General features: G+C 69.0%; 16 protein-coding genes. 3 read left to right on the top strand and 13 right to left on the bottom strand.

From position 1 onward, the window contains the following. Positions 1–15: 15 nt before the first annotated feature. The 3 genes from C0481_RS09040 to C0481_RS09030 form a co-directional block, all read right to left on the bottom strand. Positions 16–1,242, bottom strand: a complete 1,227-nt coding sequence (locus tag C0481_RS09040) for a PLP-dependent aminotransferase family protein (protein WP_293402824.1) — start codon at positions 1,240–1,242, stop codon at positions 16–18. A gap of 195 nt (positions 1,243–1,437) precedes the next feature. Continuing rightward, entirely contained in the window at positions 1,438–2,760 is a 1,323-nt protein-coding gene (purB, locus tag C0481_RS09035) for an adenylosuccinate lyase (protein ID WP_293402822.1), read from the bottom strand. Between the two features lie 62 nt (positions 2,761–2,822). Next, complete coding sequence (locus tag C0481_RS09030) at positions 2,823–3,515, bottom strand: MarC family protein (RefSeq protein WP_293402820.1); 693 nt, start codon at positions 3,513–3,515, stop codon at positions 2,823–2,825. A gap of 80 nt (positions 3,516–3,595) precedes the next feature. Here C0481_RS09030 and C0481_RS09025 point away from each other — a divergent pair, with 80 nt between their 5' ends. After that, positions 3,596–5,029, top strand: a complete 1,434-nt coding sequence (locus C0481_RS09025; protein ID WP_293402818.1) for a sulfatase-like hydrolase/transferase — start codon at positions 3,596–3,598, stop codon at positions 5,027–5,029. Here the strand turns inward: C0481_RS09025 and C0481_RS09020 are convergent. Further along, complete coding sequence (locus C0481_RS09020) at positions 4,996–5,595, bottom strand: GNAT family N-acetyltransferase (RefSeq protein ID WP_293402816.1); 600 nt, start codon at positions 5,593–5,595, stop codon at positions 4,996–4,998. The genes C0481_RS09025 and C0481_RS09020 overlap by 34 nt on opposite strands. Beyond that, on the bottom strand, positions 5,595–7,082 hold the full coding sequence (locus C0481_RS09015) for an MFS transporter (protein ID WP_293402814.1): 1,488 nt from the start codon (positions 7,080–7,082) through the stop codon (positions 5,595–5,597). Before C0481_RS09015 ends, C0481_RS09020 begins: the two co-directional genes overlap by 1 nt. Before the next feature lie 273 nt (positions 7,083–7,355). Here C0481_RS09015 and C0481_RS09010 point away from each other — a divergent pair, with 273 nt between their 5' ends. Beyond that, on the top strand, positions 7,356–8,837 hold the full coding sequence (locus tag C0481_RS09010) for a PAS domain-containing methyl-accepting chemotaxis protein (protein ID WP_293402812.1): 1,482 nt from the start codon (positions 7,356–7,358) through the stop codon (positions 8,835–8,837). Between the two features lie 52 nt (positions 8,838–8,889). Here C0481_RS09010 and C0481_RS09005 read toward each other — a convergent pair whose 3' ends face one another. The 6 genes from C0481_RS09005 to C0481_RS08980 form a co-directional block, all read right to left on the bottom strand. Next, the gene (locus tag C0481_RS09005) at positions 8,890–9,237 is read right to left on the bottom strand and encodes a DUF1801 domain-containing protein (RefSeq protein ID WP_293402810.1); all 348 of its coding nucleotides are present in this window, start codon (positions 9,235–9,237) and stop codon (positions 8,890–8,892) included. A gap of 14 nt (positions 9,238–9,251) precedes the next feature. Next, a complete protein-coding gene (locus C0481_RS09000; RefSeq protein ID WP_293402808.1) occupies positions 9,252–9,674 on the bottom strand; it encodes a DoxX family protein in 423 nt (140 codons plus the stop codon). Between the two features lie 23 nt (positions 9,675–9,697). Beyond that, on the bottom strand, positions 9,698–10,225 hold the full coding sequence (locus tag C0481_RS08995) for an SRPBCC family protein (protein ID WP_293402806.1): 528 nt from the start codon (positions 10,223–10,225) through the stop codon (positions 9,698–9,700). A 16-nt stretch (positions 10,226–10,241) separates the two neighbouring features. Further along, positions 10,242–10,691 (bottom strand): VOC family protein, encoded by a 450-nt coding sequence (locus C0481_RS08990; RefSeq protein WP_293402804.1) that lies wholly within the window; start codon positions 10,689–10,691, stop codon positions 10,242–10,244. Between the two features lie 98 nt (positions 10,692–10,789). Further along, complete coding sequence (locus C0481_RS08985) at positions 10,790–12,040, bottom strand: RNA polymerase sigma factor (RefSeq protein ID WP_293402802.1); 1,251 nt, start codon at positions 12,038–12,040, stop codon at positions 10,790–10,792. Beyond that, on the bottom strand, positions 12,037–12,402 hold the full coding sequence (locus tag C0481_RS08980; RefSeq protein WP_267230437.1) for a YciI family protein: 366 nt from the start codon (positions 12,400–12,402) through the stop codon (positions 12,037–12,039). Before C0481_RS08980 ends, C0481_RS08985 begins: the two co-directional genes overlap by 4 nt. A gap of 234 nt (positions 12,403–12,636) precedes the next feature. Here C0481_RS08980 and C0481_RS08975 point away from each other — a divergent pair, with 234 nt between their 5' ends. Then, positions 12,637–13,290 carry a PEPxxWA-CTERM sorting domain-containing protein gene (locus C0481_RS08975; protein ID WP_293402798.1) on the top strand — a complete coding sequence of 218 codons (654 nt, stop codon included), beginning with the start codon at positions 12,637–12,639 and terminating at the stop codon, positions 13,288–13,290. Between the two features lie 66 nt (positions 13,291–13,356). Here the strand turns inward: C0481_RS08975 and C0481_RS08970 are convergent, their stop codons facing one another. Further along, positions 13,357–14,106, bottom strand: coding sequence for a LytTR family DNA-binding domain-containing protein (locus tag C0481_RS08970; RefSeq protein ID WP_293402796.1), 750 nt, complete (start codon positions 14,104–14,106; stop codon positions 13,357–13,359). Then, positions 14,106–15,221: a histidine kinase gene (locus C0481_RS08965; protein WP_293402794.1), complete on the bottom strand. Its 1,116-nt coding sequence runs from the start codon at positions 15,219–15,221 to the stop codon at positions 14,106–14,108. Before C0481_RS08965 ends, C0481_RS08970 begins: the two co-directional genes overlap by 1 nt. Positions 15,222–15,256 lie beyond the last annotated feature (35 nt).

Below are 15,256 nucleotides of genomic sequence, written 5' to 3'. Positions count from 1 at the left end.
GGTCTCCCGCCGGGGCTAGCCCTGCCGGGCGATCAGCCGGGCCAGGCGCGCCACGCCGTCGTCGATCTCGTCGGCCGACGGCAGCGAGTAGCTGAGCCGGATGGTGTTGTCGGCCGCCGTCTCGGCGAAGAACGGCGCGCCGGGCACGAAGGCCACGCGCTCCTCGGCGATGGCGCGGGCCAGCAGGTCCTTGCCGTCGATCCCCTCCGGCAGCCGCAGCCAGACGAACATGCCGCCCTCCGGCTTCGACCACGTCACGCCCTGCGGCATGTGACGGTCCAGGGCGTCCAGCGTCGCCTGGGCCTTGGCCCCATAGGCGTTGCGCAGACGCGAAAGGTGCTGCTCGTAGTCCTCGGTCACGGTGCGCCAGCCGACCATCTGGTTGATCGTCGAGACGTGCAGGTCGCTGCCCTGCTTGAGCAGCACCAGCTTTTCGATGACCGCCTTGGGGCCGCAGACCCAGCCCAGCCGCAGCGCCGGCGAAATCGTCTTCGAGAACGTGCCGCAATAGAGCGTGCGCGCCTGCTCGATCGAGCCAGACCGGGTGATGTCGAGGGCCAGCAGGCTGGGCAGCGCCTCGCCGGCGAAGCGCAGTTCGCGATAGGCGGCGTCCTCAATCAGCGTCATGTCCGTCGCGTCGGCCAGCTCCAGCAGCGCCTGGCGCTGGGCGGTGGTCATGCTCTCGCCGGTCGGGTTGGCGTAGTCGGGGACGAAGTAGCCAAGCGGCCGGGCCGCGCGACCGGCCATCAGGCTCTCGGCGTCCCAGTCGCCGTCCAAGGCGCCTTCCGGCAAGTCCAGATAGTTCGGCTCGTAGGCGGTGAAGGCCTGCAGGGCGCCCAGATAGGTCGGGCGGGCGACGACCACGGTGTCGCCGCGGCTCAGGAACAGCTTGCCCAGCAGGTCGAGCGCCTGCTGCGAGCCAGCGGTCAGCATGATGTTCTCCGGCCCGCAGGCGACGCCATGCGTGGCCATCCGCTCGGCCAGCCACTCGCGCAGCGGCAGATAGCCCTCGCTGACCGAGTACTGCAGCGCCTGTTGGGACAGCTCGGGGTCGGTCAGGACCGCCTGGTAGCTGGCCTGGATGCGCTCGGAGGGGAACAGGCCGGGGTCAGGAATGCCGCCGGCGAAGGAGAGGATGTCGGGCTGGTCGAGCAGCTTGAGCAACTCGCGGATCTCGTTGGCGCGGACGCGGGACATGCGCTCGCTGAAACGCTGCGCCCAGGCGGTGGTGTGATCGGTCATCGAAGGGTCTCGTATGTGTCGCTGGCGGCGCGGGCCGCCCCTAGACGCCGCACGGCCGTGCGGCGTCGCCTGAATCAGATCAGGGGCGTCATACGATGCAGGTCGGGCCCTGGGTCCGGCGGAGCCAGAAGCGCCGCCGACCACGTGAGGTCGTAATCATGACCGATCTCTAGCCTGACTTGGCGTGCGACGGAACTACTCCGCCGCGGCTTTCATGGCGTCTTCGCCGAACACGCGGGCGAAGACGGTGTCGACGTTCTTGAAGTGATAGCCGTTGTCGAACAGCTCGGAGAGCTCTTCGTCCGACAGGATCACTTCCGGGTCGGCCTTGAGGAAGTCGAGGAAGTTCCCTTCGCCGCGCCAGACCTTCATGGCGTTGCGCTGGACCGCCGCGTAGGCGCCCTCGCGGCTGATGTCCTTCTGGGTCAGGGCCAGCAGCACGCGCTGGGAGTGGACCAGGCCGCCGAGGCGGTCGAGGTTCTTCAGCATGTTCTGCGGGTAGATCAGCAGGCGGTCGACGACGTTGGCCAGGCGGCGCAGGGCGAAGTCGAGGTGGATGGTGGTGTCCGGGGCGATGCCGCGCTCGACCGACGAGTGGCTGATGTCGCGCTCGTGCCAGAGGGCGACGTTCTCCATCGCCGGGACCACGGCCGAGCGGACCAGGCGGGCGAGGCCGGTCAGGTTCTCGGTGAGGATCGGGTTGCGCTTGTGCGGCATGGCCGACGAGCCCTTTTGGCCGACGTCGAAGAACTCTTCGGCTTCAAGCACTTCGGTGCGCTGCAGGTGGCGGATCTCGACGGCGAGGCGCTCGACCGACGAGGCGACGACGCCGAGGGCGGCAAAGTAGGCGGCGTGACGGTCGCGCGGGATCACCTGGGTGGAGACCGGCTCGACGGCCAGGCCCATCTTCTCGGCGACGTGAGCTTCGACTTCGGGCGAGACGTTGGCGAAGGTGCCGACCGCGCCGGAGATCGCGCAGGTGGCGATCTCGAACTTGGCCATCGCCAGGCGTTCCTTGGCGCGCACGAACTCGGCGTAGTGGCCGGCGAGCTTCAGGCCGAAGGTGGTCGGCTCGGCGTGGATGCCGTGGCTGCGGCCGACGGTCGGGGTCAGCTTGTGCTCGAAGGCGCGCTTCTGAAGGGCGGCCAGGACCAGGTCGACGTCCTCGATCAGGAGGTCGGTGGCGCGGCTGAGCTGGACGGCCAGTGCGGTGTCGTTGACGTCCGACGAGGTCATGCCCTGGTGCAGGAAGCGGGCTTCGGGGCCGACGATCTCGGTGACGTGGGTCAGGAAGGCGATGACGTCGTGCTTCACTTCACGCTCGATGGCGTCAATGCGCTCGACTTCGAACACCGCGTCGCGGCCCTTGGCCCAGATGGTTTCGGCGGCTTGCTTCGGGATCACGCCCAGCTCGGCCATCTTGTCGGCGGCGTGGGCCTCGATCTCGAACATGATCTTGAACCGCGTTTGCGGGTCCCAGATGGCGGCGGCTTCCGGGCGGGCGTAACGGGGGATCATGGCGGGGCTCCTTCGCGGCGGGTGTTAGCCCCACCGAGCCGGAATCGCAACGTTCGGGGGCCTTAGGTCGCGGCCTTCAGATAGGAGGTGACCAGGCTTTCCAGGCCGCTGGAGATGATCTGGACGCCGACGCAGAGCAGCAGGAAGGCCACCAGCCGCGACATCACCCGAGCGCCCGACGCGCCCAGCAGCGACAGGACCTTGCTCGACCAGCGGTAGGAAACGCCGACCAGCAAGGCGACCAGCACCGCGGCGATGCTGACCCCCGCGAAGAACGACAGCACGCCATGGCCGTCGGCCGGGCGCTGCGAGGCCAGCGCGATGGCCACCGAGATCGCCCCCGGGCCGGTGGTGAACGGCATGGTCAGCGGGAAGAAGGCGACGTCTTCCTGCACGTGCTGCTCGGCCGAGGCGGCGGCGTTGGCCTTGCGGCTTTCCTGGGCCTCGGGCTGCATCAGCAGCTGCCAGGCGCGGATGGCGACGACCAGGCCGCCGGCGACCCGCAGGGCGCCCAGACTGACGCCGAAGAAGTTCAGGATGTAGCCGCCCAGCAGCAGCGACCCCAGCAAGATCAGCAAGGCGTTGAAGGCGATGCGCCAGGCCAGCTCGTGCCTGTCCGAACGCCCCTCGGTGACCTGGTGAAAGGTGATCGCCGCGCCGACCGGATTGACGATCGAGAACAGGGCCGGAAACGCCAGAAGGAAGGCGCCGACGACAGTGGTGAGCGGGAGGGGGCTGAGATCGGAGAGAGTCATGCGGGGGGAGGGTAAGCGCAACCCTAGGCGCCAGGCTAGGCTGCTTCCCCTTCGGCCACGCAGCGTTCAGTGTGGCGGGCGTGAACATCCTCTTCATCACCCTCGACCAGTTCCGCGCCGACTGCCTGTCGTGCGCCGGGCATCCGATCGTGCGCACGCCCAACCTGGACCGCCTGGCGCGGCAAGGGGTTCGGCTGGCGCGGCACTACAGCCAGGCCGCGCCCTGCGGGCCGGGGCGGGCCAGCCTCTACACCGGGACCTACCAGCTCAATCACCGGGTGGTCGCCAACGGGACGCCATTGGATCGCAGGCTCGACAACGTGGCGAAAGCCGCCGCTCGCGCCGGATACGTTCCGACGCTTTTCGGCTACACCGACCAGGCTGTGGACCCCCGCGAGGTCAATGACCGTAAGGATCCGCGGCTGTTCACCTATGAGGGCGTACTGCCGGGTTTCGAGGTCGGCCTGAACTTCACGACACACGACCCGAGCGCCTGGATCGGCAGGTTAAGGGCCCTGGGTCACCAGGTACCTGACGATAGCGACGGCGCGCTGGCCGGCGAGCCGGATCGACCGGCCGAACACAGCCTGTCGGCGTTCCACACCGACGTCTTCCTCGATTGGCTGGGGCGTCAGGATGGGCCCTGGTTCGCGCATCTGTCGCAGCTGCGCCCGCATCCGCCGTACGCTGCGGCCGGCGAGTTCGCGACGATGTACGATCCCGCCGACGTCCCGGCTCCGGTTCCGGCCGGCGAGGAGCGGCACCGACTGCACGAGGGTCTGCTGAAGTCGGGGCTGGCCGCGCCGAGCGATGCGGCCGAGATGGCCAAGCTGCGTGCGCAGTACTTCGGCATGATCAGCGAGGTCGACCATCAGCTCGGCCGGGTCTGGGCGGCGCTGGAGGCGGCGGGCCAGTGGGACGACACCTTCATCGTGGTGACGGCCGACCATGGCGAGCAGCTCGGCGACCAGGGGCTGATCCAGAAGGCCGGCTACTTCGAGGCCAGCTATCACGTGCTGGGGATCGTCCGCGATCCGCGCCGGCCGCAGGCCCACGGGAGGGTCGTCGAGCGGTTCACCGAAAACGTCGACCTGCTGCCGACCCTGTGCGAGGCGATGGGCGTTGCGGTGCCGGCCCAGTGCGACGGGCTGCCGTTGACGCCGTTCCTCGAGGGCGGCGACCCGCCATGGTGGCGCGAGGCGGCGCACTGGGAGTTCGACTGGCGGTTCGGGAACATTCCGCGCGGGCCGCATCCGTGGCCCTGGGACCGGCGGCTGGAACGGCAGAGCCTGGCGGTGCGGCGGACTGCGACCGAGGCCTATGTCCAATTCGCCGACGGTGACTGGCTGTGCTTTGACCTCGCGGCCGATCCGAGTTGGCGGACGCTGACGAGCGACCCTGGACGGGTGCTGGCGCAGGCCCAGGCGATGCTGGCCTGGCGCGCCCAGCACGCCGACCGCACACTCACTGGGCTGCTCGTTCAGGACGGCGGCGTCGGCCGCTGGCCGGAGTAGCGGCCGAGCTCGGGCGCAAGCGCTAGGGTGTAGAGCACGCGGCGCGCGGTCTCGCCCGAGGCGGTGGCGTCGCTGACCACCCCGGTCTCGACGAAGCCGGCGCGCTCGGCGACGCAGCGCGAGGCGAGATTGTCGGGGTCGATGTGGGCCTCGGCCCAGTTCACGTCGTCCAGCCCGGCCGCCGCCTGGCAGAGCAGGGTCAGCGCCCGCCGGGCGTAGCCCTGGCCGCGGAAGGCCGGGAACACCCAGTAGGAGACGTCGGCGCTGTCGGGGGCGGCGAGACGCAGTTCGCAGCCGCCGACCAGCTCCCCCGACGCGTCGCGCACGGCGTAGGCGAACATCGGGCCGCCGGCGGCGCGAGCCGCGATCCAGCGCCCGATGGCCGCGCGGGTCTGATCGAGGGTGGAGGCGTGCGGCGCCTCGAAGCGCAGCAGCATCTCGGCGTCCTCGCCGGCCAGGTGAGCCTCGGCGTCGGCGAGGACGTGGCCGTCGAGCAGGACCACGTCGTCAGTCAGTCGCTCGGGCAGGCCGATCAGGCGGCCGGGTTGTTCCGCCTGACCGTCCATCAGGCGCCGGCCGCGGCTTCGGCCTCGGTCTTGGCGAGGGCGTCGGCCATGTCCTTGGGCAGGGTGATCGCGGCGAGCAGGTAGTGGAGGCCGGCCCAGCCGTAGATCAGCAGGTTCCAGACGATGCCCTCGCGTGTGCCCTGGGCGACGGCGGCCTTGCAGGCCGCGTCGATGGCCGCGCCGGCGCCTTCCTTGCCGACTCCGCCGGGGCAGAGGTCGAAGAACGGACCGAGGTCCTTGGCGGCGAACTGGCCCTGGCTGAGCATGTCGATCACCCAGCCGCAGAAGGGCGGGCCGAAGCCCAGCGCGATCAGGTTCAGCACGAAGAACAGCAGCGCCGTGGCGGTGGCGCGCATGCGCAGGCTGACGGCGTTCTGGATCACCCCGAACGTCGGGCCGAGATAGGTGTAGTGGAAGATGCCCGGGATCAGCAGCAGGCCGGCGGCCAGCTTCCAGTCGTCGCGGGTGTAGACGAGGATGTAGAGCGGGCAGGCGATCAGCAGGCCGATGGCCGGGACCAGCGCGTACCAGCGACCGGACTTGCGGGCGGCATAGTCAGTGAGGAAGCCGCCGAGCAGGGTGCCGATGCCAGCGGCGATCCCGCCGATGACCCCGAAGATCAGGCCAACGGTGGCGAGGTCCAGGCCGAACATGCGGATGAAGTACGGGGCCGAGTACTGGCCGGTGCCGTAGCCGGCGAAGGAGGCCAGGGTGATGCCGGCCACCATGTGGAAGAAGCCCCACTTGCCGAAGATCCGCTTGGCCACCGCCAGGATCGAGGGCGGCTTGGCGTGGACGGTGGGCGCGGTCTCATCACCCTCCAGAACCGGCGCGTCGGCGGCCTGCTGGGCGACCAGGCGGTCGGAATAGCCGCGCGGCGGTTCCTTGACGAAGACCTTGAGCAGGATGGCGACGATGACGCCAGGCAGGCCGACCATCATGAAGGCCATGCGCCAATCGAGGTTCTGGGCGATCCAGCCGCCGGCGACCGCGCCGAACATGGTGCCGAGCGGAATCCCGAACGAGTAGATCGACAGCGCCGAGGCGCGCTTTTGGGGCTCGAAGTAGTCGGAGATCAGCGAGTGGGCGGGCGGGGAGAGGCCAGCTTCGCCGACCCCGACGCCGACGCGGAACAGCAGCAGCTGCAGGAAGCTGGTGGCCATGCCGCAAAGCGCGGTGAAGGCTGACCAGACGACGATGGCGATGGTGATGATGTTGACCCGGCTATGGCGCTCGGCCAGGCGGGCGATCGGAATGCCGAGGGTCGTGTAGAGCAGGGCGAAGGCCAGGCCGCCGAGCAGGCCGAGCTGGGTGTCGGTCAGCTTCAGGTCGACTTTGATCGCCTGGCCGATGGTCGAGATGATCGTCCGGTCGATGAAGTTGAAAGTGTAGGCGAGGACCAGCAGCCACAGGACGGACTGCTTGTAGCCCTCTGAGAACAACGGCTGGCGCGGCGGCGCGGCGGCGCCCGCATCTGTGGCGGCCATGAGTGTGGTTTCCTCCCCCGACTTGTTCGTTGCGGCGAGCATGGCTGCAGCAGCGGCCGAGGGGAAGGGCCGATGCGACGCAGGTTTCGAATGCGGCGCGCGTGCGCGGCCGGCGCGCCGTTCCGCTGCTCAAAAATCTGGCAAGTGGTCGCGCGTAAGTTACGGAAAGTACGTATAATTTTGTCGTTCAGCCTTACGGTTTCGTTTACCGCGTCAGGGCAACCCTCCTAGGGTGAGGCGGGTCGTGCCGCCGCACTGCGGGGGAACTGACACATGATGTTCAAGAGAAGGACGCCGGCCGACGAGGCGGCGGCCAGTGCGGTCGCCGAGCTCGAGGCGATCATGGGCGCGGTGCATAAGTCTCAAGCCGTGATCGAATTCGAACTCGACGGCACGATCATCAAGGCCAACGACAACTTCTATAGCGCGATGGGCTACACCCCCGGCGAGGTGGTGGGGCGCAAGCACAGCCTGTTCGTCACGTCCGAGTACGGGTCCAGCGAGGCGTACCGCGAGTTCTGGCGCGGCCTGAACCGCGGCGAGTTCCTGTCCGACAAGTTTCTTCGCGTCGCCAAGGGCGGCCGGCAGATTTGGCTGCAGGCCACTTACAACCCGATGTTCGACAAGTCCGGCCGGCTCTACAAAGTCATCAAGTTCGCCACCGACATCACCGCCACCGAGCTGGAGCACCAGAGGCGCGACGCCGAGCGCGCGGCGGCGCGTGAGCAGCAGGTGTTTGCAGTCGAAGCCACGGCCAAGGCGCTGGCGCGGCTAGCCAGGGGCGACCTGAGCTATCGCATCGACGGCGAGTTCCCCGAGGAGTACGCGCGCCTGCAGGCCGACTTCAATGCGGCCATCGGCCGTCTGCACGAGGTCATGGACAGCGTGGCGACCGCCGCCGGGGCCATTCAGTCGGGCACCGGGGAGATCACCTCAGCGGCCGACGACCTGTCGCACCGGACCGAGCGGCAGGCGGCCAACCTGGAGGAGACGGCGGCGGCGCTGGACGAGATCACCGCCACGGTCAGGAAGACCGCCGAAGGGGCCAAGGAGGCGCAAAGCGTCGTCAACGCCGCTCGCGGCGACGCCGAGGCCTCCGGCGTGGTGGTTTCCGACGCGATTTCGGCGATGGGCAAGATCGAGTCTTCGGCCACCCAGATCAGCCAGATCGTCGGGGTGATCGACGAGATCGCCTTCCAGACCAATCTGCTGGCGTTGAACGCCGGGGTCGAAGCGGCCCGGGCCGGAGAGGCCGGTCGCGGCTTTGCGGTCGTGGCGTCGGAAGTGAGGGCCCTGGCCCAGCGCTCGGCCGAGGCGGCCAAGGAGATCAAGGCGCTGATCACCGCTTCGACCGCCCAGGTGAGCTCGGGCGTCGAACTGGTCGGCAAGACCGGCGAGGCGCTGCGGCGGATCGTCGGAGAGGTCGCCAAGATCACCGAGCTGGTGACCGAGATCGCGGCCTCGGCCCAGGAACAGGCCGTGGGCCTGGCGCAGGTCAACACCGCCATCAACGACATGGACCAAATGACCCAGCAGAACGCGGCGATGGTCGAGCAGTCCACCGCCGCCAGCCACGCCCTGGCCCAGCAGGCGGCGGAACTGGGGCATTCGATGGCGCAGTTCGAGCTGGGCGCCGCCAGTCCCCCGCCACCGCAACAGCGGCGCACGGTCCAGGCCCCGATGCGGATCGCCGCCTCGGGCGCGGCGACCGCGCGCAAGCTGGAGCCGGCGGCCGACGCCTGGGAAGAATTCTAGGAGCGATCACCTCGGCGACGGGAGACGTCGCCGAGGCTTCGCGCGGTCGCGACTAGGCTTTCGCCTTCAACGGGTCGCCGTGCTTGGCGTTAAGCGCGGCGCCCGCCTCGATCAGGCCGCGGAGCTGGCCAGGGTTCAGCTCGACTGGATCGGTCAACTTGATCGTCGCCATCTGGAAGCCGCCGCTGGGCGTCAGCCGGGCGTCGAGCTCGGTCATCTGGGCTCCGCGCCAGAACGCGAGGTTCACATGGGTCTTGAAGCCCTTGATCAGGCACACCGCGCCATCGGCGGAGGACCACATGGGGTGGCCCCATTTGAAGTCTTCCGAGAGACCGGCGGCCTGCGCTTCAGCGCGGACGGCTATGAGGGCGGCGAGGTAGGCGTCGACCTTGTCGGACATGCTCAGGCTCCTGGTCAGAGACGGACGGGGAAGAGGGCGCGCAGGCGCGTGTCGCGCAGCCAAAGGCCGCCCCAGATCGCGGCGCCGAGATAGACGCCGAACAGGACGTGGCTGAACAGCGGGTCGCCGATCCGCAGGTGAGTGGCGATCGCTCCGCCCATGACGCCGGTGAACAGCACCGCGCCGAGCACCGCCGTCCGGGGGTTCAGGTAGAGGGCCAGACAGATCAGCTCGATCACGCCGATGGTGCGGCCGAGCTCGGGCGGGTAGCCGAGCTGGACCATGGTGTCGCGGACGATCTGGAGGTCGATCAGCTTGATGGCGATGTCGAAGGTCATGAACAGGGTGGCCAGGCCCGTGAGGCCCCAGCCGGCCCAGGTCAGGGCCTTGGAGGCGGCGGGCGCAGTCGCGCGCGCCGCCGGGTCGAGGGAGGTCATTGCAGTAATCCTTGGAGTGGCGGTCAGGCCTGCTCGGCGAGCGCCTTGAGCTTGGCGAGGCCTTGTTCGAACCGCGGTCCGACCATCTTCTCCATCGGGAGGAAGACATCGATCAGCTTGGCGAAGAAGCCGCTATGGCCTGACATCGCCCAAGTGACCTTGGTCGCATCGCCGTCCGGTTCGAGGGTGAACTCGGCCTTGTTGTGGGCCTGGACCGGCTTGATGAACATGAGGTCGATCAGCACCCGGGAGGGTTTCTCGGCCTCGGTGATGGCCATGCTTCCTGACCCGGTCTTGCGTCCTTCCCAGCCGTAGGTCGCCCCGACCCCCTGGTCGGCCCCGCCGTAGGCGCGCTTGAGGTCGGCGTCGATGCCTTCGAACGGCGACCAAGCGGTCCAGCGGTGGAAATCCGAAATCAGGTCGAAGAGCGTTTCCGGCGCGGCGCGGACCGTGGTCGAGCGCTCGAGCCGGAAGTCGGAGGGGTGGTTCGCGACGTAGGCGATCAAGCCCAACAGCGCGATGATCAGGATGCCGATGAGCGCGGCGAGCATGGGATGTCCTTTCGGGTCAGCCTGTCTTGGTCTGGCCCAGCGCCCAGTGGACGCCGTAGGGATCGAGCAGGCGGGCGTAGCGGTCGCCCCAGAACATGTCCTCGATGGGCTGCAGCACCTGGGCGCCAGCGTCGACGGCGCGCTGGAACCAGGCTTCGATGTCGTCGACCTGCAGATGCATGGTGAACGAGGCCGAGGGCTGGTGCTCGAAGCCGTGTCCCATTTCCGGGAAACAGTCGCAGATCATTAGATTGCCGCCGTTGATCACCAGCGCGCAGTGCATCAGCCGCTGGCCGTCGTCGGCCGGCAGCCGGAAGGCTTCGCGGGCCCCGAAGGCCTTCTGGTAGAACGCCGAGGCGTCGCTGGCGCCGACGAGGTTGAGGTGCGGGGTGACGCCGGTCATCGGCGGCATATCGATCGCGGCGAGTTCGCCGGCGGTGGTTTCCATGGTCGCGGTGACGGACATGGCGGCTTCCTTCCTGGCTGGCCCCTTGAGAGGGGCGTCTGATCCAAGGACGAACGAGGTTAGCCCGATCCGACAGCGGGTCTTGCAAAAAATGCGTTTCAGCCGGCCTCGCCGGCCAGGCTGTCGAGGTGCTGGCGGATGTGGGCCGCCTCCGGCGCGCTGTTGGCCAGGGCGATGGCGCGGTCGAAGGCGATGCGCGCCTCGTCCTTGCGGCCGAGCTGCTTGAGGAAGCTGCCGCGGGCCCCGTGGAAGTAGAAGTAGCCGGAAAGCTGCGCCTCCAGCGGGTCGATCATCGCCAGCGCCGCTTCTGGTCCCTGCGTCTTGGAGACCGCGACTGCGCGGTTGAGGGTGACGACCGGCGAGGGGTTCATCTGCTCCAGCGTGGCGTAGAGCCGGTCGATCTGGGGCCAGTCGGTGTCGGCGGCGCTGGCGGCGCGGGCGTGCAGTGCGGCGATGGCGGCCTGGACTTGGTAGGGGCCGGGGGCGGCGTGGCGCAGCGCCTTGTCGATCAGGGCCAGGCCCTCGGCGATCAGGGTGCGGTTCCAGAGGCCGCGGTCCTGGTCGTCGAGCAACACGATCTGGCCATCGGCGTCGAAGCGGGCGGCGGCGCGCGAGTGCTGCAGCAGCATCAGGGCGGCCAGACCCATGATCTCCGGCTCGGTCTGGAATAGGCGCAGCAGCAGGCGCGCGAGGCGGATGGCCTCTTCGGCGAACGGCGTGCGGGCGTCGGCCTCGGCCACGGTCGAGGAGTAGCCCTCGTTGAAGATCAGGTAGATGACCGCGGCGACGGCGGCCAGGCGCTCGGCGCGCTCGGCGGGGCCGGGGGCCTCGAAGGCGACGTTGGCCTGGCCGATCTTGGCCTTGGCACGGGTGATGCGCTGTTCCATCGCCGCCTCGCTGACCAGGAAGGCGCGGGCGATCTGCTTGACCGACAAGCCGCTGACGATGCGCAGGGCGACGGCCACCTGCTGCACCGCCGGCAGGTCCGGATGGCAGCAGATGAACAGCAGCCGCAGGATGTCGTCGCGGTAGTCCGAGCCGTCGAGACGCTCGGCGAGCGGCGCCTCGACGTCGTCGAGATCGGACAGCAGTACTTCGGAGGGCAGGGCCTGGAGGCGCGAGCGCCGGCGCGTGGCGTCGATGCCGCTGTTGCGGCCGACCAGGATCAGCCAGGCGGCTGGATCGCGCGGAGGGCCCTTGTCCGGCCAGGACTTCAGCGCCCGCAGGCAGGCGTCCTGGAACGCCTCCTCGGCCAGGTCGAGGTCGCGGAAGTAGCGCAGCAGGGCGCTGACCGCCTGCGGGCGGGCGGAGGTCAGGGCGGCGTCGATCCAGGCGGGGTCGGTGGTCACGTCATCTCGATTCCGGGCAGGAAGAGGGCGATCGGACGCAGTTCGTACGCGCCGCCGGGATTGGCCACGGCGAGGTCGCGGGCGATCTGCAGACCGTCCTCAAGGGTTTCAACGTCGACGATGTAGAAGCCGAGCAGCTGTTCCTTGGTCTCGGCGAACGGACCGTCCACGACCAGGTTCTGGGCCTTGCGCAGGGTGGTGGCCGAGGTGGTCGGCAGCAGGCGGATGGCCGGGCCGAGCTTGCCCTCCTGTCGCAGCCGCTCCTGGACCACTTCCAGCTTTTCCATCACCGCGTCGTCCTCCTCCTTGCTCCAGGCGGAGGTCACGGCTTCGTCGTTGTAGCAAAGGATGGCGTAGCGCATGGGTGTGTCTCGTTCTCCCTAAGGACGGGGCAGGGCGCCCGTTCCCGACATCGGTCAGATATAAAACTAGAGGTGAACGTCGCACAGGACTGGTCGACCGTACGTCGTATTTCGTCGCGCGGAGCGCCCTCCGGTCGGGTTTGGGCGCAGCTGCGCTGACGCTTCGGCCCGCGCTCGCCAAGAGGAGTCCCCGAAAGCCGCCGCGGACGTCGCGGCGCTCAACGAGGGCTTCTGATGAAGACAAGCATACTGCTGGCGGCGGTGGCCGCGAGCGCCCTGATGACCGGAGCGGCGCAGGCCGCGACGATCTTCTCGCAGAACTTCAACACCGGGCTGGGCGCGAACGAGAGCCTGGGCGGCAAGTTCAGCGTCGGAGGCGGCACGGTCGGCCACCAGGGCGGCGTCTACACCAACAACGAATACTCGTTCTATCAGGTGCGACTGGACCTCACGAAGGCGACCGACGCGCTGCTGGCCTTCGACTACGACATCGTCAGCGAGTACGGCTACGACGCCTTCAACCTGGCGTTCTCGACCAGCGGCGTGTTCGGCCCGGGCGCGATGCTGACCCCGGCTTCGAGCGACACCTACTACAACCTCTCCGGCCGGGCCGCGACGCTGCTGGGCGGCAAGGGCTATTCCGGCACGCAGTCGGGGCGGGCGACGTACGACCTGAGCGCGCTGGCCGGCCAGGTGGTCGACATCCGCTTCCAGTTCGCCAGCGACTATGCTGCGCTGGGCCGCGGGGTGAAGTTCGACAACCTGCTGGTCACCGGCGCGATGCCGAGCGCGGTGCCGGAGCCGGCGACCTGGGCGATGATGATCATGGGGTTCGGCCTGGCCGGGACCGCGATCCGCAATCGTCGGCGGAGCCTGGCCTTCGGCTGACGCCGAACATCTGTCCTGCTGCGAGCGCCGCCCTTGCATTAGGGGCGGCGTTTTCGTTTGTGCGGTTCAGTCCTGGTAGAGAGCCAGCCGCTCGGTGACCGCGTTGACGTAGGAGGGGCCGACGGCGACGTTGACGCCGTCCTCCAGCACCAGCGAGATCAGTCCCTTGCCCAGGCGCTTGACCTCCTTGACCTTGGCCGGCCGCACGAAGGCCGAGCGGTGCACGCGGATCATCTCGGCCGGCGGCATCTTGCGCTCCAGCGCAGTCATGGTGGCGCGGTGGATATGGCTGCGGGTGGCGGTGTGCAGCAGCACGTAGTCCTTGGCGGCCTCGATCCAGTCGATCTCGCCCAGCGGCACGCGCACGTAGCCGGTGCGGACCTGGACCCAGAAGCCGTCGGGATCCTCGTCGGCCGGCGAGGCCGCGGCGTCCTCGGCGCGGGCGGCGGCCGCGCGCATGGCGCGGCGGCGGCGGGCGCGCTCGATCGCCTGGCGCAGGCGGTCGAAACGGACGGGCTTGAGCAGGTAGTCGGCGGCCTCGACCTCGAAGGCGTCAGCGGCGTAGAGCTCGAAGGCGGTGACGAAGACGATCTCCGGCCGCTCCTCCAACGGCAGACCGGCGGCGACGTCGAGGCCGCTGCGCTCGGGCATCTGGATGTCGAGCAGCACCAGATCGGGCTTCAGGGCCTCGACCGCCTCGGCGGCCTCGCGGCCGTTGCGGGCCTGGCCCACGACCTCGACGTCGCTGACCTGGGTCAGCAGGGCCGAGAGCCGCTCGAGCGCGGCGGGTTCGTCGTCGACGAGCAGGAGACGCATCAGGCGGCGGCTTTCGATCGGAGCGGAGTGACGGCGGCGGCGCGCTGCAGCGGCAGCCGCACCATGGCGAGGAAGCCGCGGGCCAGCGGGGCGGCCTGCAGCACGCCGCGCGGGCCATAGAGCGCTTCCAGCCGCTGGCGCACATTGCTGAGCCCGACGCCGGCGCCGGGGCGCACTTCGCCCCCATGGGAGCCATCGCCGTCGTCCTGGACCAGGACCACGAGGTCCTCGCCGTCGCGGGTGGCTTCCAGGCGGATGGTGACGGTGGCGCTGGTCGGGGAGACGGCGTGCTTGATGGCGTTCTCGATCAGCGGCTGCAGCAGGAACGAGGGGATCAGCGCGGTGCGCAGGTCGTCGGGGCAGACGAACTCCAGGGCCAGTCGCTCGCGGAAGCGGACGCTCTCGATCTCCAGATAGGCCTGGAGGGTGGCCATCTCGTCGTCGAGCGAGATCAGCGCCTCGGGATCGGCGACCAGGGTCACGCGCAGGAAGTCGGCGAGCTTGGAGAGCATGCTCTCGGCCTCGTCGTTGCGGCCGGTGATGACGGCGGACGAGACGGCGTTGAGCGTGTTGAACAGGAAGTGCGGGTTGAGCTGGTAGCGCAGGGCGGCCAGACGCGCGGCGCTGGCTGCGGCGTGGGCCTCGCTGGCGGCGGTGCGGGCGTCGGCGAGCTGGCGTTCGCGCTCGCGCACCATGTGGTTGGCCTGGAGGGTCGTGTAGATCGCGCCCAGGGCGCCCAAAATCCAGAAGAAGCCGCCGGCGTTGTTGGCGAAGCGCATCCACAGGGTGCGGTTGGGCGACCACTGCTTGGCGGTGTTGGAGAGGTCCATGATCAGCATGTCCGAGCCGGACAGGACGGCGGCCAGGAACACGACCGCGGCGGCCATCAGGGCGATGCGCTGGAAGGCGTTCTTGTCGCGAACGTGCACGGAGACCCGGTAGAGCAACACCGAGCAGAGGATGCCGACCAGGTTGATGGCGATGGCGGTGCCGACCAGGGCCGGGGTCATCCGCACGCCGACGATGGCGGCGATTGTCGAGGCGAGTGAGCCGGACAGCAGCCAGATGCCGAGCGTCAGCCACGCGGCCTGTCGCGATACGTCGGTCTTGAACATCGCAGCCCTCGGGTTTGCTCGCGAGAAGTTAGCAG

The sequence above is a fragment of the Phenylobacterium sp. genome (assembly GCF_013822795.1).
Lineage (GTDB): Bacteria > Pseudomonadota > Alphaproteobacteria > Caulobacterales > Caulobacteraceae > Phenylobacterium.
Note: the sequence above shows the minus strand (reverse complement) of the source record. Positions and strands in the feature narration are given on the sequence as shown.